At 73.3% G+C, this 24,456-nt stretch carries 21 protein-coding genes and 1 other RNA gene; 9 read left to right on the top strand and 13 right to left on the bottom strand.

Annotated features, from left to right (window positions below):
- Positions 1–124 precede the first annotated feature (124 nt).
- A complete protein-coding gene (locus tag IFY26_RS08140) occupies positions 125–1,645 on the bottom strand; it encodes an aminopeptidase P family protein (RefSeq protein ID WP_232548492.1) in 1,521 nt (506 codons plus the stop codon).
- Positions 1,646–1,767: 122 nt separating this feature from the next.
- Here IFY26_RS08140 and IFY26_RS08145 point away from each other — a divergent pair, with 122 nt between their 5' ends.
- From IFY26_RS08145 to IFY26_RS08165, 5 genes are all read left to right on the top strand, one after another.
- Positions 1,768–2,511 carry a zinc ribbon domain-containing protein gene (locus tag IFY26_RS08145; protein WP_232548493.1) on the top strand — a complete coding sequence of 248 codons (744 nt, stop codon included), beginning with the start codon at positions 1,768–1,770 and terminating at the stop codon, positions 2,509–2,511.
- Between the two features lie 3 nt (positions 2,512–2,514).
- On the top strand, positions 2,515–3,942 hold the full coding sequence (locus IFY26_RS08150) for an RNB domain-containing ribonuclease (RefSeq protein ID WP_232548494.1): 1,428 nt from the start codon (positions 2,515–2,517) through the stop codon (positions 3,940–3,942).
- Between the two features lie 55 nt (positions 3,943–3,997).
- Positions 3,998–4,370, top strand: an RNA gene (rnpB, locus tag IFY26_RS08155) — RNase P RNA component class A.
- An 86-nt stretch (positions 4,371–4,456) separates the two neighbouring features.
- The gene (locus IFY26_RS08160) at positions 4,457–5,056 is read left to right on the top strand and encodes a TetR/AcrR family transcriptional regulator (protein WP_232548495.1); all 600 of its coding nucleotides are present in this window, start codon (positions 4,457–4,459) and stop codon (positions 5,054–5,056) included.
- A 39-nt stretch (positions 5,057–5,095) separates the two neighbouring features.
- Complete coding sequence (locus IFY26_RS08165) at positions 5,096–5,704, top strand: HXXEE domain-containing protein (RefSeq protein ID WP_232548496.1); 609 nt, start codon at positions 5,096–5,098, stop codon at positions 5,702–5,704.
- Positions 5,705–5,724: 20 nt separating this feature from the next.
- On the opposite strand, the gene IFY26_RS08170 is transcribed toward IFY26_RS08165, so the two are convergent.
- The 6 genes from IFY26_RS08170 to map all read right to left on the bottom strand — a co-directional run bounded on the left by IFY26_RS08170 (position 5,725) and on the right by map (position 12,548).
- Positions 5,725–7,131 (bottom strand): sugar porter family MFS transporter, encoded by a 1,407-nt coding sequence (locus tag IFY26_RS08170; RefSeq protein WP_232548497.1) that lies wholly within the window; start codon positions 7,129–7,131, stop codon positions 5,725–5,727.
- A gap of 59 nt (positions 7,132–7,190) precedes the next feature.
- Positions 7,191–7,679, bottom strand: a complete 489-nt coding sequence (locus tag IFY26_RS08175; RefSeq protein WP_232548498.1) for a MarR family winged helix-turn-helix transcriptional regulator — start codon at positions 7,677–7,679, stop codon at positions 7,191–7,193.
- Positions 7,676–9,880: an MMPL family transporter gene (locus IFY26_RS08180; RefSeq protein WP_232548499.1), complete on the bottom strand. Its 2,205-nt coding sequence runs from the start codon at positions 9,878–9,880 to the stop codon at positions 7,676–7,678. Before IFY26_RS08180 ends, IFY26_RS08175 begins: the two co-directional genes overlap by 4 nt.
- Positions 9,881–9,954: 74 nt before the next feature.
- Positions 9,955–11,214, bottom strand: a complete 1,260-nt coding sequence (locus IFY26_RS08185) for an MFS transporter (protein WP_232548500.1) — start codon at positions 11,212–11,214, stop codon at positions 9,955–9,957.
- Positions 11,211–11,633, bottom strand: coding sequence for a MarR family transcriptional regulator (locus IFY26_RS08190; RefSeq protein WP_232548501.1), 423 nt, complete (start codon positions 11,631–11,633; stop codon positions 11,211–11,213). Before IFY26_RS08190 ends, IFY26_RS08185 begins: the two co-directional genes overlap by 4 nt.
- Positions 11,634–11,690: 57 nt before the next feature.
- Complete coding sequence (gene map, locus IFY26_RS08195) at positions 11,691–12,548, bottom strand: type I methionyl aminopeptidase (RefSeq protein ID WP_232548502.1); 858 nt, start codon at positions 12,546–12,548, stop codon at positions 11,691–11,693.
- A gap of 43 nt (positions 12,549–12,591) precedes the next feature.
- On the opposite strand from map, the gene IFY26_RS08200 reads away from it, so the two are divergent.
- A complete protein-coding gene (locus IFY26_RS08200; protein WP_232548503.1) occupies positions 12,592–12,822 on the top strand; it encodes a hypothetical protein in 231 nt (76 codons plus the stop codon).
- 18 nt (positions 12,823–12,840) lie between these two features.
- Here the strand turns inward: IFY26_RS08200 and IFY26_RS08205 are convergent, their stop codons facing one another.
- Complete coding sequence (locus IFY26_RS08205; protein WP_232548504.1) at positions 12,841–13,800, bottom strand: DUF2510 domain-containing protein; 960 nt, start codon at positions 13,798–13,800, stop codon at positions 12,841–12,843.
- A 128-nt stretch (positions 13,801–13,928) separates the two neighbouring features.
- Here IFY26_RS08205 and IFY26_RS08210 point away from each other — a divergent pair, with 128 nt between their 5' ends.
- Both IFY26_RS08210 and IFY26_RS08215 read left to right on the top strand, forming a co-directional pair.
- On the top strand, positions 13,929–15,233 hold the full coding sequence (locus tag IFY26_RS08210) for a glutamine synthetase family protein (protein ID WP_232548642.1): 1,305 nt from the start codon (positions 13,929–13,931) through the stop codon (positions 15,231–15,233).
- Between the two features lie 45 nt (positions 15,234–15,278).
- Positions 15,279–15,887 carry a GNAT family N-acetyltransferase gene (locus IFY26_RS08215; RefSeq protein WP_232548505.1) on the top strand — a complete coding sequence of 203 codons (609 nt, stop codon included), beginning with the start codon at positions 15,279–15,281 and terminating at the stop codon, positions 15,885–15,887.
- Here IFY26_RS08215 and IFY26_RS08220 read toward each other — a convergent pair whose 3' ends face one another.
- The 5 genes from IFY26_RS08220 to IFY26_RS08240 are packed head-to-tail and all read right to left on the bottom strand — an operon-like array spanning position 15,888 to position 21,331.
- Positions 15,888–16,196 (bottom strand): sterol carrier family protein, encoded by a 309-nt coding sequence (locus IFY26_RS08220; RefSeq protein WP_232548506.1) that lies wholly within the window; start codon positions 16,194–16,196, stop codon positions 15,888–15,890.
- A gap of 11 nt (positions 16,197–16,207) precedes the next feature.
- Complete coding sequence (locus IFY26_RS08225; protein ID WP_232548507.1) at positions 16,208–18,253, bottom strand: efflux RND transporter periplasmic adaptor subunit; 2,046 nt, start codon at positions 18,251–18,253, stop codon at positions 16,208–16,210.
- Entirely contained in the window at positions 18,253–19,470 is a 1,218-nt protein-coding gene (locus IFY26_RS08230; RefSeq protein ID WP_232548508.1) for an ABC transporter permease, read from the bottom strand. The genes IFY26_RS08225 and IFY26_RS08230 overlap by 1 nt, the downstream gene beginning before the upstream one ends.
- A complete protein-coding gene (locus IFY26_RS08235) occupies positions 19,467–20,171 on the bottom strand; it encodes an ABC transporter ATP-binding protein (RefSeq protein WP_269779293.1) in 705 nt (234 codons plus the stop codon). The genes IFY26_RS08230 and IFY26_RS08235 overlap by 4 nt, the downstream gene beginning before the upstream one ends.
- A gap of 14 nt (positions 20,172–20,185) precedes the next feature.
- Entirely contained in the window at positions 20,186–21,331 is a 1,146-nt protein-coding gene (locus IFY26_RS08240; protein ID WP_232548509.1) for an efflux RND transporter periplasmic adaptor subunit, read from the bottom strand.
- Positions 21,332–21,472: 141 nt separating this feature from the next.
- Here IFY26_RS08240 and IFY26_RS08245 point away from each other — a divergent pair, with 141 nt between their 5' ends.
- Positions 21,473–24,436 (top strand): bifunctional [glutamine synthetase] adenylyltransferase/[glutamine synthetase]-adenylyl-L-tyrosine phosphorylase, encoded by a 2,964-nt coding sequence (locus tag IFY26_RS08245; RefSeq protein WP_232548510.1) that lies wholly within the window; start codon positions 21,473–21,475, stop codon positions 24,434–24,436.
- Positions 24,437–24,456: the final 20 nt, after the last annotated feature.

Genomic DNA, 24,456 nt, shown 5'->3' on the forward strand with positions numbered 1-24,456 from the left:
CCGAGGTAATGGCGCCATGGCGCCATGACCTCGGGTCCAAATGCCATCGGGTGGCCACCGGGTGGCCGGCGGCGGCGGCCGGCGGCGGCGGTCGTCGGTGGGCGGGGTGATTGGCTCCGGGCGATCAGGACTTCGGCAGCAGGCCCGCCAGCCAGGCCTCGACGGCGTCCGGATCGCGGGGGAGCTTGTCGGACAGGTTGCGGTTGCCGTCCTCGGTGATGAGGATGTCGTCCTCAATGCGCACCCCGATGCCGCGGAGTTCCTCGGGCACCAGCAGGTCGGTCGCCTTGAGATAGATGCCGGGCTCGACGGTGATCACCATGCCGGGCCGCAGGACGCCGCCGCGGTAGTACTCCTGGCGTGCCTCGGCGCAGTCGTGGACGTCGATGCCGAGGTGGTGGGAGGTGCCGTGCACCATCCAGCGCCGGTGGTGGCCGCCGTTGAGCTGGTCGAGCGACTCCTCGACCGAGACCGGCAGGATCCCCCACGCGTGCAGGTGCCGGGCCACCACCCGGATCGCCGCCTCGTGCACGTCGGTGAACCGCGCTCCGGGGCGCGCCGCGTCGATGCCCGCCTGCTGGGCCTCCAGCACTGCCTCGTACACCTTCCGCTGCGCGGGGGTGAAGCGACCGTTCACCGGCAAGGTCCGGGTGATGTCGGCCGTGTAGAGGGTCTCGACCTCGACCCCCATGTCCATCAGGATCAGATCGCCGTCGGCGAGCTCGCCGTCGTTGCGGATCCAGTGCAGCGTGTTCGCGTGGTCCCCGGCCGCACAGATGCTGCCGTACCCCACGTCGTTGCCGCGGTGTCGGGCGTGCAGGCCGAAGACGCCCTCGCACCAGCGCTCGCCGCGGCCCTGGGCCACCGCGGTCGGGAAATCGCGGACGACGGCCTCGAAGCCCACCGCCGTGTCGTCGCACGCGAGCTGGAGCTGCCCGATCTCGAAGTCGTCCTTGATCAGCCGCAGTTCCGACAGGGCGGTGGCGAGCTCGGCGTCCACGCACGGGTCGAACTCGACGGCGTTGGAGCGGCGCAGCTCGTCGAGCAGTTTGGTGAGGCGGTCGTCGACCTCGCGGACGACGCGGGTGTCCACCCGGTCGATGTGCAGGGTCAGGGCCGCCGGGAGTTCCGCGAGCGGGCGGCAGGGGAGGCCGGTGAGGGCCTCCAGCTCCTCGAGGGAATCGCGCGTGCCCACCCACATCTCGCCGTAGCGGGCGTCGGCGTAGAACTCGGGGTCGGTGCGCGGCGCGCGTGGCTTGAAGTAGAGCGTGGCGGTGTGGCCCTCCGCGTCGACACCGGACGCCTCCGCGGGATCGTCGGCGTCGGTGAAGGACGGCTCGAGCACCAGGACGGCGTCCGGCTCACGATCCGAACCCAACCCGGTCAGGTGGGCGAAGGCCGAGTGGGGGCGGAAGCGGTAGTCGGTGTCGTTGGAGCGGACGCTGAGCGGCCCGGCGGGGATCACCAGGCGTTCGCCGGGGAAGGCGGCGCTGATCGTGTCCCGCCGGTGCTCGGTGAACTCCGCTGCGGGCAGCCGGTCGGGCAGCTCGGCGGGGTAGGGCGCCCAGTCGGTCGGGATGAACGCCACGAAGGCGTCCGAGAACGGCGTCTGCCGGTTGGGCAGGCGAGGTTGCTGGTCGTTCATCGATCCCCCGATCGAACAGGTGCGGTCTGGGGGCCGAGTCTAGTGCGCACCCCGGCGGACGCCCCGGCCCGGAGCCGGCCGTGGGGCTGCGGTATCGTGCGAGCGAACCACGAGGAGGAACCATGAAGGCTGCCCCGGAACTCCAGCGGCGACTGCTCGACCTCCAGGCGGTCGACACGGCGCTGGCCCAGGTCGAGCACCGCCGCCGCACCCTGCCCGAGACCGCGACGGCGCAGCAGCTCCACGCGCGCCGTTCGGCGCTCGCCGAGAAGGTGGTGGAGGCCGACACGCGGGTGGCCGACCTGAGCGCCGAGGCCACCAAGGCGGAGAACGACATCGTGCCCGTGCGCGAGCGGCGCGAGCGCAATCAGCAGCGGGTGGACGCCGGTCAGGTCGGCGACCCCAAGGCCCTGTCGGCCATGGTGGACGAGATCGCCCACCTCGGTCGCCGCATCGGCGACCTGGAGGACCGGCAGCTCGAGGCGATGGAGGCACTCGACGAGGCGGTGGCGGCGCGTGACCGGATCGCCGGCGACAAGACGGCCGTCGAGCAGGAGTTGCGCGGCGTCCTGGAGGCCCGCAAGGCCGCGCTCGCGGAGCTGGACGCCGAGGCGTCCGGCCACACCGCCGAGCGGGACGCCCTCGCCGCGACCCTGCCCGCCGACCTGCTGGCGCTGTACGGCCGGATCGCCGAGAAGTCCGGTGGGGTCGGCGCGGCGCTGCTCCAGCGCGGCCGCTGCCGGGGCTGCCAGTTGGAGGCTACGTCGGCCGACATGGTGCGCTACCGCGGTGCGCCGGCCGACGAGGTGCTCCGTTGCGAGGAGTGCAACCGCATCCTGGTGCGCACCGCCGAGTCGGGGCTCTGACCCGTGCCTCGGCGCCAGTACCGGGCCCCAGCCGGCGTCCCCGGCCCGATTCGGGCGGGGTTCGTCGAGCTCAAGGAGTCCCTGGACGTCCCGGACGCCTTCCCCGACGCGGTGCTCGCCGAGGCCGAGCAGGCGGCGTCCGCCGTGGAGCTGCCCGAGCGTGACCTGACCGACGTGGCCTTCGTGACGATCGACCCGCCGGGCTCGACCGATCTCGACCAGGCGCTGTTCGTCGAGCGGGCCGGCGACGGCTACCGCGTGCTCTACGCGATCGCCGATCTGATGAGTTTCGTCACCCCGGGTGGCGCCATCGATGCCGAGGCGCACGCCCGGGGCGTCACGCTCTATGCGCCCCACGAGCGGACGCCCCTGCACCCGCCGGTGCTGGCCGAGGGCGCGGCCAGCCTGCTGGCCGGGCAGGTGCGCACCGCGCTGGTCTGGGAGCACACGCTGGACGCCGCCGGCGTCGTCACCCACTCCACGGTGGCGCGGGCCCGGGTGCGCAGCCGGGCCCAGCTCGACTACGCCGGCGTCCAGGCCGATCTCGACGCCGGGACCGCCGACGAGGTGCTCGTGGGGCTGCGCGAGGTCGGCCTGCTGCGCTTGGCGCTGGAGGTGGAGCGGGGCGCGGTCAGCCTCAACGTGCCGAGCCAGGAGGTGCACGCCACCGGGCCGCGCCGGTGGGAGCTGTCCTACCGCGCCGGGCTGCCGGTGGAGGACTGGAACGCCCAGATCTCGTTGATGACCGGGATGGCCGCGGCCCAGATCATGCTGGACGCCGGCGTCGGCATCCTGCGCACGCTGCCGCCCGCCGAGCAGGCGTCCGTCGACCGGCTGCGACGCGTCGCCAAGGGCCTGCGGATCCGCTGGCCCGGGTCGGTCGACTACCCGGAGTTCGTCCGGTCGCTGGACCCGACCGACCCTCGGCACGCGGCGATGCTGAACGCCTCCACCCTGCTGTTCCGCGGCGCGGGCTACGCGGCGTTCGACGGCGAGCGCCCCGAGCAACCGCTGCACGGCGCGATGCGGGCGCCCTACGCCCACTGCACCGCGCCGCTGCGCCGCCTGGTGGATCGGTACGTGAGCCAGATCTGCCTGTCGGTGTGCGCCGGTGAGGAGATCCCGGGCTGGGTGCGTGAAGAACTGTTCTCCCTGCCCGACGTGATGGCGGACGCCCTGCGCCGCGCCAACGCCTATGAGCGGGGGATCGTCGGGCTGGTGGAGGCCCTGGTGCTCTCCGGACGCGAGGGCGAGGAGTTCGCCGCGACCGTCATCAGCATCGACGAGCGCCGGGGCGGCGCGGAGATCCAGATCGAAGAGCCGGCCGTGCAGGCACGCCTGACGGGGGAGGCGGAGCTGGGCTCGGAGATCACCGCCGAGCTGGTCGAGGTCGACCTGGCGGCCGGCAGGGTGGAGTTCCGCGCGCGCTGAGGCACCGGCGGCGGGCGGCGCCCAGGGCTCGGGAGGGGTAGAGTGGCGCCTCGGACGAGTCGGCCGGATGATCGCGGCCCCACGGGGCTGAGGAAAGTCCGGACTCCACAGGGCAAGGTGGTGGGTAACGCCCACCCGGGGTGACCCGCGGGACAGTGCCACAGAGAACAGACCGCCCCTCGCAAGAGGGGTAAGGGTGAAACGGTGGGGTAAGAGCCCACCGCGTCGGTGGTGACATCGGCGGCACGGCAAACCCCACCCGGAGCAAGGCCAAGAAGGGCTTCGGCCCGCGGACGCCGCTCGAGCGTGACCCGCGCGAGGCGTCCGGGTAGGCTGCACGATCCGCGAGGATCGGAGGCCGCCGGCAACGGCGGTCACAGATGGATGATCATCCTCGACAGAATCCGGCTTACAGGCCGGCTCGTCCCCCCACGCAGAGCGTTCTCCTGCGCTGTCCTCACAGCGCGCAAGTGCTTACTTGCATGTTGTGGCTGTCCCGCTCTACGGTGGTGGCATGAGCCTGCGCGACGACCCGTCGGAGTTGCCCCCGCCCTCGACCACCGAGGCGGTGATCCTCGACGCGGCCCTGCAGGTGATCGGGGAGCGCGGGCTGAAGGGCGCCACGACCCGGTTGATCGCGCAGCGTGCCGGGGTCAACGAGGTCACCGTGTTTCGCAAGTTCGGGACGAAGAACCTGCTGATCCGTGCCGCCATCGAGAGCCGTTTCGAGGCGGCCAGCCAGGAGTTCGCGCTGTACACGGGGGACGTCGAGGCTGATCTCGCGCGATTGGCGTCGGGTTACCAGGCCGCGCTGCAGCGGTTCGGCCCTGCTGCCCGGGTGATTCTGGCGGAGGTTCCCCACGACCCCGAACTGTCGCGCGACCTGCGCGGCCCGGGGCAGCTGTTCGCTGCGATCGGGGAGTTGTTGGTGCGCTACCAGCAGGTGGGGGTGCTGCGCCCGGAGGCCGTCGAAACGCTCGTGCCCGCCTTCCTGGGCCCGATCGTCATCCCCTTCCTCACCGGATTCTCCGCCGACACCCGGGGCAGGGGGGCGACCGGTGTGGACGTCGAGCAGCATGTCTCCCGTTTCCTCCACGGCCGTGCCGCCCAGTGACCCGAAACCACCACCAGACCAAGAAGGGAAACACCAGCCATGGGAAGCTTCCTCGCCCGGAACAACATGTACGTGGTCACCGCAGTGGCCGCCGGAATGGGCGTGTACGCCGCGCTCACCTGGTCGACCATGCCCATGGTGCAGCGGCTCTGCACGCTGTTCCTGGCGGCCGTCGTTGCACACCTGTGGGAGGAGGGCCGGTTCCCCGGTGGATTCTCCGAGATGATTGCCCGAAAGCTGAACTTCGCCGCGAAGAGTCGTTCCTTCGGTGAGATCGTCACGGCAGCGCTGGTGACGGTCCTGGTCATCGTGCCGTGGTTCTTCCCGGGGGTCGTGTTCCTGCAGCTGGCCTGGGTGCTGCTCGGCATTCTCGAGGTCGTCGCGCACCTCGTCGCGATCCGCATGTTCGACCTCAGGCGCCCGTACTCCCCGGGTCTGGTCACCGCGGCGTTCGCGATGTTCCCGGTGTCGATCGCCACCATCCTGTACGTCAACGGCGCCGGACTGGTCACCGGGTGGGACTGGCTGTGGGCGGCCCTCGTCATGCTGGGAGGTCTCCTGGTGGCGCAGCGCATCGTCGTCGTCACCAGTGGCATGCGGTACTCGGTGTTCCTCGCCAACGTGCGGGGCGCTCTGCTCAAGGGCTGACCGACCGTCGTGGCGGTCGCTCAGTCCATGTCCTCCAACTGCTTGCCGGAGGTCTCCGGGACGAGGCGGAGCACGAAGAAGAACGACGCCAGGGCGGCGAGGGTGTAGAAGCCGTAGGCGAACCACAGCCCGAACTCGGCCATGGCGGGGAACGTCGTCGAGATGGCGAAGTTGGCCAACCACTGGGCCGCCGCAGCGATGCCGAGCGCGGTGGAGCGGATGCGGTTGTTGAACATCTCGCCCAGCAGCACCCAGACGCCCGGGCCCCACGACATGCCGAAGAACACCACGAAGCCGTTCGCCGCGATGAGCGCGAGGATACCGGCGTTGCCCTCGAGCACCGGGGCGCCGTCGACGATGGGGGCCTGCGCGAACACCCAGGCCATCGCGCCGAGCGTCACGAACATGCCGGCCGAGCCGATGAGGAGGAGGCGGCGGCGTCCGATCTTGTCGATCAGGGCGATCGCGACCAGCGTCACGACGATGTTGGTCACCGACGTGATGACGGTCTGCACCAGGGCGTCCGCCTCGGTGAAGCCGACCGACTGCCACAGCGTGGCGGAGTAGTAGAAGATCACGTTGATGCCGACGAACTGCTGGAAGACGCTCAGCGCCACGCCGATCCACACGATGGGCAGCACCTTGCCGGTGGAGCCCCGCAGGTCGGCCAGGGACGCCTTCGACTCCCGCCGGACGGTGCGCGCGATCTCGGTGATGCGCGCCTCGACCCCCGACCGCAGGACGCGCCCGAGCACGGTGCGCGCCTGGTCGGTCTCGCCCCGGGCCACGAGGTAGCGCGGCGATTCGGGAATCGTGAGGGCCAGGACGCCGTAGGCGAGGGCCGGCACCACCTCGGCGATGAACATCCACCGCCACGCGTCGAGGCCGAACCACGACGCGTTGGCCGCCCCGCCGGCGGCCTCGGCGATCGCGTAGTCCGACAACAGGGCCACGAAGATGCCGACCACGATGGCGAGCTGCTGCAGCGAGCCGAGGCGTCCGCGCACCTGGGCGGGGCTGATCTCGGCGATGTAGGCGGGGGCGATGACGGACGCCGCGCCGACGCCGATGCCGCCGATGGCGCGCCAGACGATCATGTCCCACGGCCCGAACGCCAGGCCGGAGCCAATGGCGCTGATGGTGAACAGCACGGCGGCGAGCACCATCACCTTGATGCGGCCGATCCGGTCGGCGAGGATGCCGGCCACGTAGGCGCCGACCATGCACGCCAACAGGGCCGACGACACGACGAAGCCGGTCAGGCCGGGCCCCATGCCGAAGGCGTCGCGCATCGGGGTGACCGCGCCGTTGATGACCGCGGTGTCGAAGCCGAACAGGAAGCCGCCGAGCGCGGCGACCGCCGCCAGTTGGACGACGCGGCCGACGTTGAAATCTTCGTGGGCGGCGGGGGGAAGGGGGGTGCTCATGGTCGGATCCTCTCCGCTGAGGTGAACGCCGAGTGAACGGTTGCGGGAAGACTAGCGGGTCAGTGTTCCGAACGGGGGCGGTCCCGCGCGGCGTCCTCCACGGCGGCCAGGACGGCCTCCATGACCGCCGCGGCGTCGGCGAGCTGCTCGGGGTCGAAGGGGGCCAGCGACTCTGCCAGAGCCTCGGCGAGGGGGCCGAAGGCGCGGCGTCCGGTCTCCTGGGCGCTGGCGGTGACGTCGATCACCACCTTCCGCCCGTCGTGGGGGTGCCGGACGCGGCGGACGTGGCCCAGGCCCTGCAGCCGGTCCACCAGCGCCGTGGTCGCGGACGCCGACAGCCCCAGCCGATGCCCCAGCTCGCCGGCGGACAGGGCCTCGCCGTCGGCGGTCGCCTGGCTCAGCAGCCCGAGCGCGTTCAGGTCACTGCGGGGCAGCCCGACGTCGAGCCGGGCCCCGTCGGCGTAGATGGCGGACGCCGTCGTCAGCGCCCGCAGGAGGCGGGTGACGCGGGCGGTGGCGGCGGCGTGGGCGGCCTGGGTGGCGCTCACGACCCTGGGACGGCCCGCCGCGGGCCCGGCTTCGCGTACCGGCTGGGCCACCAGGCGAAGCGGCCGAGGTCGTACGCCGCGCCGCTCACCAGCAGGGCGCGGACGAGGAAGGTGTCGAGCAGCACGCCGAACGCCACCATGAACGCGATCTGCGCCATGAACACCAGGGGAATCACGAACAGCGCCGCGAACGTCGCCGCCAGCACGATGCCGGCGCTCGTGATGACGCCGCCGGTGACCGACAGCCCGTGCAGCACGGCCGGGCGGGCGCCCCGCAACGGCACCTCCTCCCGGACGCGGGTCATCAAGAAGATCGTGTAGTCGACGCCGAGCGCGATGAGGAAGACGAAGGCGTAGATCGGGGTGGACGGATCGGAGTTGGGGAAGCCGAAGCCGTGGTTGAACACCAGCGCGGACACCCCGATCGTGGCCAGGAACGAGGCGATGTTGGCGGCCATCAGCACCAGCGGCGCCACGAGCGCGCGCAGCAGCACCACCAGCACGACGAACACCACGAGGACGATGGCCGGCAGCACCACGCGCACGTCGTGGGCGTTGGCGAGCCGGGTGTCGAGGGCCTGGGCGGGCAGGCCGCCGACGTGCAGGGCGGCGTCCACGCCGTGCACGGCGTCGCGAACCTCGGCGACCGCCTCCTGGGCGGCGAGGGTCTGGCCCTCGGCATCGAGCGTCACGTTGACCAGGACGCGGCCGTCGACCACCTGCGGCGGGGCCTCCGCCCCGGGCGGCCCCGCCGGCGCCTCGGTGGCGACCGCGGCCTCCGCCACGCTCGGCACATCGGCCAACGCAGCGAGGACGTCCTCGGCATCCGCCTCGTCGACCACCACCGTGACCGGGGTGGAGGCGCCCGCGGGGAAGTGCTCGGTGAGCACGCGCTCGCCCGCCACGCTGTCGACCTCCACGCGGAACACCTCGTTGTTGCCCAGCCCGTCGGCCCGGAACTGCGGGGCGAAGGCGGCCATCGCGACGAGGGCGAGGGTGGTGAGGATCCAGACGGGACGCGCGCGGCGTCCCACCACGGCGGCGACGCGCGCCCACAGGCCGGGCCGGGCGTCGGCGTCCGGCTCCGGCCCGGCCACCGCGGGGATGCGGGGCCAGAAGATGCGGCGTCCGGCCAGCAGCAGCACGGCAGGGAGGAAGGTGAGGGCCGCCAGCAGGGCGGCGACGATGCCCACCACCGAGATGGGGCCCAGCGAGCGGGTGCTGCCCAGATCGGAGAGCAGCAGGCAGAGCAGGCCGGCGATGACCGTCGCGGCGCTGGCGCTCACGGGCTCCACCGTGCCCCGCCAGGTGCGCCGCATCGCCTGCCACGTGGACGCGGTGCGCGTCAGCTCCTCGCGGAAGCGGGCGACGATGAGCAGGGTGTAGTCGGTCGCCGCACCGACGACCAGGATGCTGAGGATGCCCTGGGACTGCCCGGAGATCGACAGCCAGCCGCGGCTGGCCAGCTCGTAGACCACCACACCGGCGGCCGCGAGGCCGAACACGGACGACAGGAGCACCGCCAGCGGCAGGAACGGGCTGCGGTAGACGAGCACGAGGATGACGAACACGACCACCAGCGCCACGAGCAGCAGCACCCCGTCGATGCCGGCGAAGGCGGACGAGAAGTCGGCGACGTAGGCGGCCGGACCGGTCAGGGCCACCTCGAAGCCCTCCCCGCCCAGCTCGTCGGTCGCGTGGGTGCGCACGGCGTCCAGCACCAACCGGATGACGGTGTCCTCGCCCACGCGGTCGCGAACCCGGTCGGACGCCAACGCGATCGGGACGAGCACCGCGTCGAGGTCCTCCGACGGGACGAGGGCCTCCGGCTCGCTGGTGACGACGTCGGACAGGGTGAGGCCCTCGGCCAAGGGCACGCTGCCCAGGTCGGCCACGAACGGGGCGAGCACGGTGCCGAACGCGGCGGGCTCGATCGCGTCGTCCCGGGTGAGCACCAGGAACAGCGGGAGCGTGTCCGCGTCCGAGAACGCCGCCGCCTCCGCGCGGGCGAGGCTCGACTCGGCCTCGGGCGGCAGGAACGCGGTCGAGTCGTTCTCCTGCAGGCCGGCCAGCTGGCCGATGCGCGGCCCGCCGAGGCCGCCCAGCCCCAGCCACAGGACGAGCAGGACGACGGCGGCCAGGCGAATGAGCCGCGGGGTGGCTGTGGCGGCTCGATCCTGGGGCGCGGTCGACGCGGGCATGGCACTCCTGATGTTTCGATGATCGAAAGAGTTGCCGAGCCTACGAGGGGGTGGGGCAGTCGCGCAACCGCGGCTCAGCGGGCGGCGCGACGCTCCACCAGAACGGACGCCCGCGCGCACCCGGCCGCCGCCAGGGCCACCACCACGCCGCTCACCTGCAGCGCGGCGGGCGCGCCCCAGGTGTCGGTGATCCAGCCAGCGATGAGCGAACCCAGCGGGGTGGTGCCCATCATGACGACGAAGTACAGGCTCATGACCCGGCCGCGCACCGCCGCGTCCGCCTCGAGCTGCACCGAGGAATTGGCCATGGCGTTGAACGACACCGCGGCCAGCCCGGCCAGCACGAGCCCGGCCATGAACGCCCCCAGCCAGGGCAGCAGGCTGAGCACGATCAGCATGGCCCCGAACGCCGCGGCCGTGGCCTGCAGGCGCGCCGGCGTCACGCGCTCGCGTCGGGCGGCGAGCAGGGCGCCGAGCACCGAGCCCACCGCCATCATCGAGTTGAGGATGCCGTAGAGCGCGGAGTCGCCGGTGAAGATGCGGCCCGTGTAGGCGGTGAGGATGATCGGGAAGTTGAAGCCGAACGTCCCGACGAAGAACACCAGCACCAACGTCACGATGATGCGGGGGTGGCCCCGCACGTAGCCGAGCCCCTCGCGCAGGGCGCCCGGGCCGCGCGGGGAGCGGGGGGCCTGCTCGAACTCGGCAGGCCGCATGGCGGCCAGGGCGGCGAGCATCGCCACGAAGCTCAGGGCGTTCAGCGCGAAGGCCCACCCCGCGCCCAGGGCCGCGATGAGGAGGCCGGCCAGCGCCGGGCCGCTCAGGCGGGCCAGGTTGAAGTTGCCCGAGTTGAGGGCCACGGCATTGGGCAGCAGGCGCGGCGGCACCATGACGCCGACGAAGCTCTGGCGGGCCGGGTTGTCGAGCGTGGTGATGACGCCCTGCACCAGGGCGAGGGTGTACACCGCAGCCACGCTGATGTTCCCGGTGAAGCTGAAGGCGGCCAGTGCGACGGCGCACAGCATCTGCCCGACCTGCGTGGCCAGCAGGATGCGGCGCTGCGCGTACCGATCGGCCAGCACGCCTCCGTAGAGGCCCAGCACCAGCATGGGCCCGAACTGCAGCGCCATGGTGATGCCGACCGCCAGCCCGGAGCCGGTGAGTTGGAACACCAACCAGTCCTGCGCGATCCGCTGCATCCAGGTGCCGTTGTTCGAGATGGCGGCGCCGATGAAGTAGAGGCGGTAGTTGCGCACCCCCAGCGAGGCGAACGTCGGGGTGTGGTCGGCCCGGGGGGCGCGAGCCCCGCGGGCGGGCGCGTGGAGCCGCCTCACGAGGCGTCCGCCAGGCGCTGCAGGGCGGGCAGGGCGGCGCGCAACGCGTCCGCATCGGCGGCGTCCAACGCCCCCAGACGCTCGGTGAGCCAGGCGGAGCGCTGCCGGACGGTGTCGGCGAGGAAGGACGCCCCCGGCTCGCCGAGCCGGACGAGCACGGCGCGGCCGTCGTCGGGGTGTGGTGCACGGGTGACGAGACCCATCTCGACCAGGCGGTCCACGATGCGCGTCATCGACGGCGGACGGACGTGCTCGGCCGCGGCGAGGGCCTGCAGGGTCTGCGCCCCGTCGCGGCGCAACCGGGCGAGAACCGCCACCCCGGTCGCCGACAGCGTGTCGCTGCCGGACCCCTCGTTGCGCAGACGCCGCGCCAGGCGGCTGACTGCGGCGCGCAGCGCGTCCACCTCGTTTGGATCCACCCCGAAATCCTAGAACTGTGAGTTAGCCTAAGCAACTGTTCGCGGCGGGCGGGCGGCTCAGGCGGCCGGCGGCACCGTCAGCACCTCGGCGCCGGTGTCGGTGACCACGAGGGAGTGCTCCCACTGGGCGCAGCGCGAGCCGTCGTTGGTGACGACCGTCCAGTCGTCGTCCCACTGGTGGCTGCTGGCGTCACCGAGGGTGAGCATCGGCTCGATGGTGAACGTCATGCCCGGCTCCATGATGTCGTTGTAGGCGTTGTTGTCGTAGTGGAGGATCACCAGGCCGGAGTGGAAGGCCGAGTGGACGCCGTGGCCGGTGTACTCGCGCACCACGCCGTAGCCGAACCGCTTGGCGTAGGACTCGATGACCCGACCGATCACGTTGGTCTGCCGCCCCGGGCGGACGGCCTTGATCGCCCGGTCGAGCGCCGTCTTCGTGCGCTCCATGAGCAGGCGTGAGTCCTCATCGATCTCGCCGCAGGCGAACGTCCCGCAGTTGTCGCCGTGGACGCCGTCGATGAACGCAGTCACGTCGATCTTCACCAGGTCGCCGTCCTCGAGGGGCCGCGCGTCGGGGATGCCGTGGCAGATCACCTCGTTCACGCTCGTGCAGATCGACTTGGGGAAGCCGCGGTAGCCGAGCGCGCTGGGGTAGGCCCCGTGGTCGAGCATGTAGGTGTGCGCCACGGCGTCCAGCTCGTCGGTCGTCACGCCCGGGGCGATGGCGCGGGACGCCTCGTACATGGCCCCCGCGGCGATCCGGCCCGCCACGCGCATCCGTTCGACCGTCTCGGCGCTCTGCACGTGGGAGCCGGTGTATCGATCCGGCGCCGGGCGATCCACGTAGTGGGGGCGGGCGATGGTGGCGGGGACGGGGCGGCGTGGGCTGATGCGGTGGGGCTTGATGGGACTCACCCGCCGATCATAGTGTGGCTGCACACCGCCACGAGGAGGAGCGATGACCGACGACCGCACCTGGTACTACTGCCTGCGGCACTCCGGCGTGGAGCCCTACGACGGGTGCCCCGCCGACGTCCGGCTCGGGCCCTACGCCACGCGCGAGGAGGCGGCCGAGGCGCTGCACCACGCGCAGGAACGCAACGAGGCGTGGGACAACGACCCCCGTTTCAACGACCCGGACGAGGAGGACGACGAGGGCGGCTCCGCCTTCGACGCCCTGCGCGGCTGAGGACGCGCCGGGGGCGCCTCACTCGATGGTCAGCGCGTCCGCGGTCGTCATGACGTCCTGCACCTGGGCGGCGTCCTCCAGCGGGGCGGCGCCGAAGAAGAACTCCCGCCCCTGGGGCGTGTCGACCACGACGACCACCACCGCCGATCCGGCGCTGGCGATGGTCGGATCCTCGATGGCGACGGTGCCGTCGATGCGGGCAGCGGGGAGGCCGCCCACCGTCACCGACGACGCCTCCGTCTCGGCGAGCAGCGCGTTCGTGCCGGAGTACATGTTGCCCTCGACGATGCACGTGAGCAGGCCGGAGGCGTCGTCGGCGAGCGGCACCGCCCCCGGCGCCACGTGGAGGAACCCGACGGTCATGCTGGACGCCCACCCCTGGCCGAGGTCGGACTGCACGTAGTACTGCCACGCGTCCCGGGCGCGCGGCACGCGGGTGTCCGCGACGGGGCCGCCCCAGCCCTCGGGGACCGGCATGGCGAGGTCGCCCACGCGCAGCGGATCGGGGCTCGCCAGCGGCAGGGTCGATGGCGGTTGCGCGGGGCAGTCACCGGGCGCGAGGGTCGTGGTCGGCGCCGCGTCGGGGGACGTGGCCTCGGGGGACGCCGCCCCGCCCGTCTCCGCGGGGGCCGGCTCGTCGGTGGGTGTCGCAACAGGCTGGGGGGTTGGCGTGGTGGTCCGCAGGCCGAGCCCGCCGAGCAGGGCGGCGCCGGCCAGCAGCGCCAGCGCGAGGACGCCCACCAGCACCCACACCCACGCGCCGGGCCCGCGGCGCGGTGCCCTCTGCGGCGCAGCCGCGCCGTGCGGGCCCGCCGGCCCACCGGCCGCACCGCCCTGGGGCCAGGCGGCGGCGCGCACGTCCTGCGTCCAGGCCGTCCCGTTCCACCAGCGCAGACCGGGCCCGGCGGCCGGGGGCGCCGCAGGATCGGACGCCGCGGGGTCGGGGTACCAGCCGGGGGGAGGTGCGCCGTTGCTCATGGGGCGAGCCTATAGCGCGGTTCCCAGCGGGGGCCGCGCCCCGGTCCGCACGAGGCGTAACACCTCCGTAACACGCTGGCGGGCAGACTGGGCGCATGGACAAGCAGACCGATTTCGTCCTGCGCACGATGGAAGAACGAGACGTCCGGTTCGTCCGGCTCTGGTTCACCGATGTGCTCGGGTTCCTCAAGTCGGTCGCGATCGCGCCCGCCGAGCTGGAGGGGGCCCTCAGCGAGGGCATCGGCTTCGACGGCTCGGCGATCCAGGGCTTCGCTCGGGTGTATGAGTCCGACATGGTGGCGAAGCCCGACCCGGAGACGTTCCAGATGCTCCCGTGGCGCGGCACCACCGGCGGCACGGCGCGCATGTTCTGCGACATCGCGTTGCCGGACGGGTCGCCGTCCTTCTCCGACCCCCGCCACGTGCTGCGCCGCGCGATGAAGCGCGCCGCCGACATGGGTTTCACCTTCTACGTGCACCCCGAGATCGAGTTCTACCTGTTCCGCCAGCCCCTGGTGCCGGGGGTGGAGCCCACGCCCGTCGACACCTCGGGCTACTTCGACCACACCACCATGACGGCGGGCACGGACTTCCGGCGCTCGGCCATCACGATGCTCGAGCAGATGGGCATCTCGGTGGAGTTCAGCCACCACGAGGGCGGCCCCGGCCAGCAGGAGATCGATCTGCGCTACGCCGATGCGCTCACCATGGCCGACAACATCATGACGTTCCGGGTGGTCGTGAAGGAGGTGGCGGTGATGCAGGACCTCTTCGCGTCTTTCATGCCCAAGCCGCTGGCCCAGCACCCGGGCTCGGGCATGCACAGCCACGTGTCGTTGTTCGAGGGCGACACGAACGCCTTCTACGACGCCGCCGGGGAGTTCAATCTCTCGAAGACCGGACGCCACTTCGTCGCCGGTCTGCTCCACCACGCCGCCGAGATCAGCGCCGTGCTCAACCCGTGGGTCAACAGCTACAAGCGGCTCGCCGGCGGGGGAGAGGCGCCGAACTACATCTGCTGGGGTCAGAACAACCGCTCCGCCATGGTGCGCATCCCGATGTTCAAGCCGACGAAGGCCAGCTCGGCCCGCGTCGAGCTGCGCTCCCTCGATTCCTCGGTGAACCCGTACCTGGCCTTCGCGCTCATCCTGAACGCGGGTCTCTCCGGCATCGAGAAGGAACTGCCGCTGCCCGACCCGGCGGAGGACGACGTCTGGTCGCTCACCGACCGGCAGCGGGCGGCCCTCGGCATCGAGCCGCTGCCCTACAGCCTGGACGCCGCGGTGCGCGCCATGGAGAACAGCACGCTGGCCGCGGAGACCCTCGGCGAGCACGTCTTCGACTTCGTGCTGCGCAACAAGCGCGCCGAGTACGCCGAATACCTCCGCCAGGTCACACCGCTGGAGCTCAGCCGGCTGCTGCCGTCGCTCTGAGACGCGCCGGAGCCGCCCCCCGCGGTGTGTCAGGGTGGGCCCACCATGCAGTCCCTCTTCGCGTCCTATGAGCCCCAGCAGCACGGCGTCCCGCTCGACGGGGTCGTGGTGCGGGAGGGCACCCCTGCGGACGCCGAGCCGACCGGCCGGTTGGCGGCCGAGCGTGAGGGCGACACGCCGGCGCGGTGGGCGGATCGGCACGCGCACAAGCTGGCCGACGGCGACCACCGCCTCCTCGTGGCCGAGGCCGCGGGGGAGATCGTCGGCCACGGCTGGGTGTCCTACCTGCGGCCGACCGAAGGTGGCGGCCGCGGCGCGCCCGACGGGTGGTACCTCAGCGGCATGGTCGTCGCGCCCGGCGCGCGCCGCCGCGGCGTGGGCCGGTTGCTGACCCGGGCGCGGGTCGCCAGCGTCCTCGAGCACGACGACGCGGTGTACTACGTGGTCAGCGCGTCCAACCGGGCATCGCGCGACCTGCACGCCGAGCTCGGCTTCACCGAGGTGAGCGACGACTTCGTCCTGCCGGGGGTCGTGTTCGGAGCCGACGACGGCATCCTGTGCCGCCTCACCCGGGACGCGTTCGCGCGCGACGCCGAGGTCGTCGACCTCGCCGAACACCGGGCGCGCCGCAGCGCCGACGATCCGACGGGCTGATCAGCCCAGCAGCGGGCCCAGGTCGGCGTGGATGCCGCTGGCCCGGACGCGGTGGGCCGCCACCGCGTCCGCCCACGTCAGTGACCCACCGACCAGCGCGAGCCACGTGGCTGCGTCGGTCTCGACGACGTTGGGCGGGGTGCCCCGCCGATGCACCGATGCGGCCCCCGGCACGCCCACCTGCACCGCACCCCAGGGCGGCACCCGCACCTCGACCAGCCGCCCGGGGTGGGCGGCGGCGAACGCCTTGAGGCTGGTCCGGACGGCCGCGGCCGTCGCCGCGCGCTCCTGCCGTGCGTCGTCGCTCACGCGCCGGCCCCTCAGCGCTGCGGCGTCGGGCTGGCCGACGCCCGCACGGGACGGTACTGGTCGATGCCGCCGGGCACCGGCAGGCGCCGGTCGGCCAGCACGACGAGCTGGCCCTCCGTCAACCCCGAGACGATTTCGATGCGGCCGCCGCCGCGGCTGCCGGTGACCACGGTCACCGAGCTGGCCGTCTCGGCCCGCGCGCTGTCGACGACCTCGACGGTGCCGGTGGTGTCGGTCAGTGTGGTGACGGCCGAGATCGGCACGGTCACCACGTCGGTCGCCGCCCGCAGGGCGAGCGTGACCTGGGCGTAGCTCCCGGCGGGCAGCGAGCTCTCCGGATCGTCGGCGAGCACCTCGGCGGTGTACTGCGGGGAGCCGGAGCCGCCGCTGGGCAGCACGCTCACCGTCTGCACCTGGCCGGTCAGGGTGGGGTCGGACGCCAGCGCCCCCACCTCGGCCGACGTCCCCGGCGCGACCAGCGCCCGGACCGACAGCGGCACCTCGACGCTCACCCGGGCCGCGCCCTCGCCCACCACGGTCGCCGACCGTCCGGCCGAGGACTCGCCCAGGGCGAGGTCCAGGGCGCCGATCGTGCCGGAGATGGGGGCGGTGAGCGTCGCGCCGGCCAGGGCCGTCTCGGCGGATTCGAGCTGTTGGCGGGCCTGCAGGAGCGTCGCCCGATCCCGCGCCACGGTGGCGTCGGTCACGGCCCCGCCGGCCAGGGCAGCGATCTGGTCGTTGATCTGCTGTTCGATCTCGGCCTGGGCCTGCGCCATGGCCTGCGAGACGGCCTGTTCGGCGGCCTCGCGCGCCGCGGCCGCCGCCACCGTCTGGAGCTCGGCCTGGGCCTGCGCCAGCGCGGCACCCGCCTGGCGGTTCGCCTCGGCCAGGCCCTGGGACGCCGCGATGATCGCGGCGCCGGCCCGCGCCTCCGCCTGCCCGGTGACGACCATGGCGTCCGAGCAGGCCTGGAAGCTCTCCAGCAACCCGCCGACCTCGCCCGCGGGCAGGTTCGTCGGCAACGGAACCGGTGGTGTCGGGACGGGCATGGTCGGCTGCGACGCGGTCGACGTCGGCGTCGAGGCGATCGTCGGCAGGTCGGAGGGGAGCGGCTCGGGCGTCCGGGGCGGGGTCGGTTCGTCGGTCGGCGTCGGGACGGGGTCGGTCGTGGGCTCACCCGTCGGGGTCGGCGTCGGGGAGCCGGCGGCCGGTGGGGTGGGGGCCGGTGGGACGGGGATGACCGTGACAGTCGTCGTGACCGTCGGCGTGGGGAGGGGGTCGGGGACGCCGGGCACCGAGACCGTGGGCAGGGCGGTCGGGACGGGGACGGTGGGCAGCGGCGGGGCGGTGGGCACCGGCAGGGTGCCGGGGTCGACCCCGGCGTCGCGCAGCTGTTGGAGCGTGGCGAACAGCGGCTGGCACACGGCCTGCTGGGCGTTCACGGCCGCCTGCACGTCGGTGAGGGAGGCGGTCAGTTCGGTGAGGTACTCCGGCATGGCCCCGGACGACGGAGCGCCGCCGCCGAGACCGGTGGGGGCCGACGGCGCGGCGGCGGGGGCGCCCGCCGCGGGCGTCCCTGGGCCCGAACCGCCCTGCAGCAGCCCGCCCGCGCCCATCGTCGGCAGCGACGGCAGGGCGCCGGCGCCTGCCCCGCTCGGCGTGGCGGCGGTGCCCCCGCCCTCGCGCGCGGTCAGGTCGGCGTCCAGCTGCGCCTCGGCCCGGGCGACGGCGGCCTGGGCCTGGAGCGCCGCGAGGCGCAGGGGGGCCGCGTCCACCTGGGCGATCGGCTGCCCGGCACCCACCGTGTCGCCGAGGCGGACGTGGACGGCGGTCACCTCACCCGGGGCGTCGAAGGCCACGGTGGCCTGGGATTCGCGGGCGACGGGGCCGACCAGCGTCACCGTCTGGTCCAGCGAGCCGCGCACGGCCGGCGCGGTCACGTAGGCGGCCGCGGCCGCGGGCGGCCGCAGGGCCCAGCCGAGCAGCCCCACCAGCACCACGCCGACCAGCACGGCCCCGACGATCCGGCGTCGCTCCCTCACACCCGGGCTCGCCATCACTCACTCCTCAATGCGTCGATCGGGGCGAGCTTGGCGGCTCGCGAGGCGGGGTAGACGCCAGCGACGAGGCCGATCGTGAGTGAGACGGCCAGCGCCAGGAGCGTGGCCGGCAAGGACACGGCCACCTCGATGCCGAGCGCCGGCGTCAGGATCGCCGCGCCGACCAGCCCGAGCGCCACCCCCAGGGCACCGCCCAGCAGGCCCAGGATGCCGGCCTCCACCAGGAACTGCCGCCGGATCAGCGCCGGCGTTGCCCCGAGCGCCTTGCGCAGGCCGATCTCCCGGACGCGTTCGCTCACCGACACGAGCATGATGTTCATCACCCCGATGCCGCCCACGACCAGCGAGATGCCGGCGAGCCCCCCGAGCAGGGTGGTGAGCACGCCCGTCATCGTGTTCATCGCGGTCATCAGGGCCTGGAAGGTCATGATCGAGAAGTCCTGGTCGGCGCTGGTGGTGCCGTGGTTCACCACGAGCGCGCGGCTGATCTGCTGGTGCGCGGCGCTGATCGAGGCGTCGTCGGTGGCGGCGACATAGATGGCCGAGAGGGTGCGGGCCGTCGCCGGCGGTGCCAGCCGCTGCGCCATCGTGGTCATGGGGAGCACGACGAGATCGTCATCGTTGCTGAGCGCGTTCGCACCCACGGCCTCCAGGACGCCCACCACCGTGAAGGCCTGCCCGTTGACCACGACGGCTCCGCCGACCGGCGGGGTGTCACCGAACAGTGCCGCCGCCGTGCTGGGGCCGAGCACCACCACCTGCTCGGACGAGGCGTACTCGGATGCGGTGAAGAAGCGGCCGTCGACGAGGTTGCGAGAGCGGACGGACTCCCAGTCCGTGGTCGTCCCCGTCACCGTGGTCGTGGTGCGCTCCGCGTCGTGCTGCACGTTCGCCCGCGTCGACATCATGGGGGCCACGCCGGCGATGTCGGGCGCGACGGACGGATCCGCGAGGGTGCGGGCGTCGTCCATGGTGAGGGAGGTGGCCCCGGCGAGCGGGCTGCTCCCCGACGTCGAACCGGGCATCACGATGAGCAGGTTCGAGCCCAGCCGGTTGATCTCCCGGGTGATCTCGAGCCGCGCCCCCTCGCCCAGGCCGACGGTCAACATCACGGCGGCGATGCCGATGAGGATGCCCAGCATGGTCAGCAGCGACCGCATCCGCCGCCCCAGGAGGGCTTCGGCGGCGATGCGGAACGTCTCGGCCCAGCTCACGGCGTCCCACCCTTCGCCACCGGCGCCCCGGCCGCGTGGGCGGGGGTCTCCTCCGTGAGGAGCCCGTCGGTGATGCGGACGACGCGGCGCGCTTCGGCGGCCACCTCCGCCTCGTGCGTGATCAGGACGATGGTGCGGCCGGCGTCGTGCAGGGCGTGGAACAGGCCGAGCACGTCGGTCGTCGACCGGGAGTCGAGGTTGCCCGTCGGCTCGTCGGCCAGGATCAGGGTGGGGTTGGTGACCAGCGCCCGGGCCACCGAGACGCGCTGCTGCTGGCCCCCGGAGAGTTCGCCGGGGCGGTGATGGGTGCGGTCGCCGAGCCCGACGCGTTCGAGCGCCTCGCGGGCGCGCTGGGCGCGCTCGGCGCGCGGCACGCCGGCGTACATGAGGGGGAGGGCCACGTTGCGTTCGGCCGTCATGGAGGGCAACAGGTTGAACTGCTGGAAGACGAAGCCGATGCGGCGGTTGCGGACGTCGGCCAACTGGGCCTCGGTCATCGAGCTGACGTCCTCTCCGCCGAGCGCGTAGCGACCCTGGGTGGGCACGTCGAGGCAGCCGATGATGTGCATGAGCGTCGACTTGCCCGAGCCCGACGGGCCGACGATGGCGACGAAGTCACCCTCGTCGACGGTCAGGTCCACCCCGCGCAGCGCCTCCACGGCGACCGCCCCGGTGGCGTATGTCTTGCGGACGCCCGCCATCTCCAGCAAGGCGCTCACCGGCTCGCCTCCGGGCTGGGGGAGGGCGAGGCGAGGGTGCCGTTGGGCCCGAACTGCGGGCGCTCCGGTGCGCTCACCACGACGCCCACGGGCACGAGCACCTCGTCGCCGGCGGCGAGCCCCTCGGTGATCTCGAGGCGGTCGCCGAAGCGGCGTCCCGGCGTCACGGTCTGGGTCGTGTCGTCGGCGCGGCGCACCGTGGCCGATCCGTCTGCGGCGTGCGTGACGGCCTCGGCCGGCACGGTCAGCACGTCGGGCACCGTCGCCGTGGTGACGACGGCGTCGGCGTCCGAACCGCTGAACAGGGTGACGCCCGGCTGGGTGATGGCGACGGTGACGGGGAAGGCGGCGGCACTGCCCGTGGCGTTGGTGGCGACGATGCCGACCGTGTCGACCACGGCCGTGACGTGGGTGTCGGTGCCCGAGGGGGTCACCACGGCCGGCTGCCCGGGCGCGAGCGACGGCAGATCGGCGGTGCCCACCTCGGCCTCCAGCTGCCAGGCGTCGGGCACGACGACCACGATCTGGGCACCGGAGCCGGCGGACGCCGCCCCCGTGACGCCGCTGGGCAGGTCGATGCCCCCGAGGGCGCCGGAGCCCGACGCCGAACCCAGCGAGCCCAGCGAACCGCCGCTGCCGCTCACCTGGTCGCCGACCTCGAGGTCGACCTGGGCCACCACGCCGGCCAGCGGCGAGGTGAGCACGGCGTCGGCGAGCCGTTGCCGGGCGTTCTCGACGGAGGCGGCCATGGCCTCCACCTGCGCGTTCGCGGCGGCGAGCTGGGCGGAGGTGGCGCTGTCGGCGTCCCGGATGGTCTGCACCTGGGCTCGGGCGGCACTCAGGTTGGCCTCGGCGAGACTCACCGCGTTGCGCAGGTCGCGGTCGTCCACGGTGGCCAGTGCCTCGCCGACGGCGACCTCCTGGCCCACCTGCACGGCGACGGAGTTGACGGTTCCCGGCACCGCGAAGGAGGCGTTCGCCTGCTCGCGGGGGCTCAGCGTGCCCGAGAGCAGCACCGTCGTGACCTGGTCGGACCGCTCGACGGCGACGACCTCGGTCGACGCGTGCGCGGAGCGGCGTCCGCCGTCGAGCAGGGCCATCACGGCGATGGCCGCCACCAGGGCCAGAATCGCGGCGACCACGAGCACACTGCGCCACCGTCCGCGCGGGCCTGTGCGCCCGCGCGAAGACTCGGGGGCCGCTGAGCTCATGGTGGTCGCCTCTCGTCGAAGGGGTCGCTGGCAAGCGTACCTGCGTGCCCGAGGGCCGATATCATCGCCCCCATGGACCGCAGGGCGACGAAGGCCGGCCAGCTCGCGCGCAAGGGATTCGCGGAACCCCACCAGGCCCTCGCGGTGATCGAGCCCTGGTTCGCCGAGCACGGCGAGGAGGCGGCCCGGGCGCTGCTCGCCCCCGTCATCGCGAGCGCCGACCCGGATCTGGCACTGGCGGCCCTGGCCCACCTGGCCGACGAGCACCCGGACGTCTTCGGCGCCGTGCGGGCCGATCCGGATCGCTGGCGTCGTCTCGCGCTCGTCTGCGGGGCCTCGGCGGCCCTGGGGCGGCACGTCTGCGTCCACCCCGACGCCACCGAGGCGCTGGCCGGGCCGCTCGAGCCAGCTGACGCGGACGCCCTGCGCGGCACCCTGCTGACAGCCGTGGGGGCCGACCCGGACGCCCCGGTGCCCCTCGCGGAGGCGGGGCGCGCCGACGACCTGCGCCTGGCGTACCGCCGCGCCCTGGTGCGCATCGCGGCGCGCGACCTGGACGCGGAGGACCCCCTCGAGACGATGCCGAGCGTGGCCCGCGAGCTGGCGGACCTCGCCGATGCGACGGTCGAGGCGGCCCTCGCGCTGGCCCGCGCCGAGACCCCCGGCCACGAACAGGTGCGCCTCGCCGTGCTCGCGATGGGCAAGACCGGTGCCCGTGAGCTCAACTACGTCTCCGACGTCGACGTGATCCACGTCGCCGAACCGGCGTTGGACGCGGCGGGGGAGCCCGTCGTGTCCTCCGGCGAGGCGCTGGCCCTGGCGACCAAGCTGGCCGCCGGCGTCGCCCGCATCTGCTCGGCGCACACCGGCGCCGGCACGATCTGGCAGGTGGACGCCAACCTGCGCCCCGAGGGCAAGAACGGCCCGCTGGTGCGCTCGCTGGCGTCCATGGCGACGTACTACGAGAAGTGGGCGAAGAACTGGGAGTTCCAGGCGCTGCTCAAGGCGCGTCCGATGGCCGGCGACCGGGCCCTCGGCCAGGAGTTCGTGGGCCTGGTGGCCCCGCACGTGTGGGCGGTGGCGGACGATCCGGCGTTCGTCGGCGAGTCCCAGGCCATGCGCCGCCGCGTGATCGCGCTCATCCCGGCGCGGGAGGCCGACGTCGAGATCAAGCTCGGCGCCGGCGGGTTGCGCGACACCGAGTTCACCGTGCAGTTGCTGCAGCTCGTGCACGGCCGCGCGGACGACCGGCTGCGCGTCCGGGGCACGTTCGAGGGGCTGGAGGCCCTCGTCGCGTGCGGGTACGTCGGACGCGAGGACGGCGAGCAGCTCTCCCGGGCCTACCGGCTGCAGCGGGTGCTGGAGCACCGGATCCAGCTCTTCTGGCTGCGCCGCACCCACCTGATGCCGGCCGACGACCCGGCCGCCCTGCGGCGTCTGGCGCGCTCCACGCGGCACCCGGACGCCGCCGCCCTGCTCGCCGCGTGGCGCCAGTCGACCCGCCAGGTGTTGCGGCTCCACCAGCGCATGTTCTACTCCCCGCTGCTGGAAGCCGTCGCCCGCATCCCGAGCGCGGCGGTGCGGCTCACGTCGGAGTCGGCCCAGACGCGGCTGCGCGCGCTGGGCTTCAACGACACCGCCGCGGCCCTGCGCCACATCGAGGCGCTGTCCACCGGCTTCAGCCGCCGGGCGGAGATCCAGCGGCAGCTGCTGCCGGCGATGCTGGGCTGGTTCGCGTCCGGCCCGAACCCGGATCACGGCCTCCTCGCGTTCCGCCAGGTGTCCGAGGAGTTGGGCGACACCGCGTGGTACCTGCGGGCGCTGCGCGACGAGGGTGCCATGGCCGAGAACCTGGCCCGCGTGCTGGCCACGAGCCGGTTCGCCGTCGACCTGCTCCTGCGCGCCCCGCAGACCGTGCAGATGCTGTCCGGTGGCAGCGAGCCGCCGCGGCAGTTCGCCGACATCCTCGCCTCGATGGAGGCGGTCGCCCGGCGGCACGAGAATCCGGTGGACGCCATCGCCGCCATCCGCGCCGTGCGCCGGGAGGAGCTGCTGCGCGTCGCGATGGCACGCATCCTCCAGACCGCCGATCTCGCGGCCGTCGGGGACGCCCTCTCGGCGATCATGTCGGCCACGCTGGACGCCGCGCTGGGCGTCGCTGCCCGCGACATCGAGAACCCACCGCGGCTCGCGCTGATCGCCATGGGCCGCTGGGGCGGCCGGGAGGTCTCCTATGCCTCGGACGCGGACGCCATGGTGGTGGTCGCCGACTCCGAGGACGACGAGGCCCTCGCCAAGGCCAACCGCATCATCACGCGGCTGCGCGACTGGTTGCGCAAGCCCGGGGCCGACCCCGCCCTCGAGCTCGACCTGGACCTGCGCCCCGAGGGCAAGGGCGGGCCGATGGTGCGCACGCTGGCGTCCTACCGCGCCTACTACGAGCGGTGGTCGTCCACCTGGGAGGCCCAGGCCCTCGTCCGCGCCGCGCACGGAGCCGGTGACCGGGAACTCTCGCGCGCGCTGCTCGGCGCCATCGACGTCGTCCGGTACCCCGAGGCGGGTCTAACGCGGCGGCAGGTCACCGAGATCCGCAAGCTCAAGGCGCGGATGGAGAACGAACGGCTGCCCCGCGGCGCCGATCCCCGGCGGCACGTGAAGCTCGGCCCGGGCGGGCTGTCCGACGTCGAGTGGACGATCCAGCTGCTCCAGCTCGAGTACGCGCACGCCGAGCCGGGCCTGCGCACGACGCGGTCGATGGCGGCGCTGGAGGTGCTGGAGGCCACCGGCCACCTCAGTCAGGCCGACGCGGCCGACCTGCGGACGGCCTGGACCCTGGCCTCGCGCATCCGCAACGCCGCCATGCTGCTGCGGGGCCGGGCGTCCGACACCATCCCCACCGACGCGCGCGAGCTGGCCGCACTCGCCGACCTGCTGGGCTACCCGCCCGGTGAGGTGTCGACGTTCACCGACGACTGGGCCCGTGCCGCCCGCCACGCCCGGGCGGTGATGGACCGGGTGTTCTGGGGCCTGCGCTGAGGCCGGCGCGGCGGCGTCCG

Origin of the sequence: Propioniciclava soli, assembly GCF_014858005.1 — a bacterium.
GTDB classification, from domain to species: Bacteria; Actinomycetota; Actinomycetes; order Propionibacteriales; family Propionibacteriaceae; genus Propioniciclava; species Propioniciclava soli.

Excerpts from the sequence above, each read along its gene's own strand:
- IFY26_RS08140 (WP_232548492.1), bottom strand. The coding sequence starts at position 1,645 with ATGAACGACCAGCAACCTCGCCTGCCCAACCGGCAGACGCCGTTCTCG.
- IFY26_RS08145 (WP_232548493.1), top strand. The coding sequence starts at position 1,768 with ATGAAGGCTGCCCCGGAACTCCAGCGGCGACTGCTCGACCTCCAGGCG.
- IFY26_RS08160 (WP_232548495.1), top strand. The coding sequence starts at position 4,457 with ATGAGCCTGCGCGACGACCCGTCGGAGTTGCCCCCGCCCTCGACCACC.
- IFY26_RS08165 (WP_232548496.1), top strand. The coding sequence starts at position 5,096 with ATGGGAAGCTTCCTCGCCCGGAACAACATGTACGTGGTCACCGCAGTG.
- IFY26_RS08170 (WP_232548497.1), bottom strand. The coding sequence starts at position 7,131 with ATGAGCACCCCCCTTCCCCCCGCCGCCCACGAAGATTTCAACGTCGGC.
- IFY26_RS08180 (WP_232548499.1), bottom strand. The coding sequence starts at position 9,880 with ATGCCCGCGTCGACCGCGCCCCAGGATCGAGCCGCCACAGCCACCCCG.
- IFY26_RS08200 (WP_232548503.1), top strand. The coding sequence starts at position 12,592 with ATGACCGACGACCGCACCTGGTACTACTGCCTGCGGCACTCCGGCGTG.
- IFY26_RS08205 (WP_232548504.1), bottom strand. The coding sequence starts at position 13,800 with ATGAGCAACGGCGCACCTCCCCCCGGCTGGTACCCCGACCCCGCGGCG.
- IFY26_RS08210 (WP_232548642.1), top strand. The coding sequence starts at position 13,929 with ATGGAAGAACGAGACGTCCGGTTCGTCCGGCTCTGGTTCACCGATGTG.
- IFY26_RS08215 (WP_232548505.1), top strand. The coding sequence starts at position 15,279 with ATGCAGTCCCTCTTCGCGTCCTATGAGCCCCAGCAGCACGGCGTCCCG.
- IFY26_RS08225 (WP_232548507.1), bottom strand. The coding sequence starts at position 18,253 with ATGGCGAGCCCGGGTGTGAGGGAGCGACGCCGGATCGTCGGGGCCGTG.
- IFY26_RS08235 (WP_269779293.1), bottom strand. The coding sequence starts at position 20,171 with ATGGCGGGCGTCCGCAAGACATACGCCACCGGGGCGGTCGCCGTGGAG.
- IFY26_RS08245 (WP_232548510.1), top strand. The coding sequence starts at position 21,473 with ATGGACCGCAGGGCGACGAAGGCCGGCCAGCTCGCGCGCAAGGGATTC.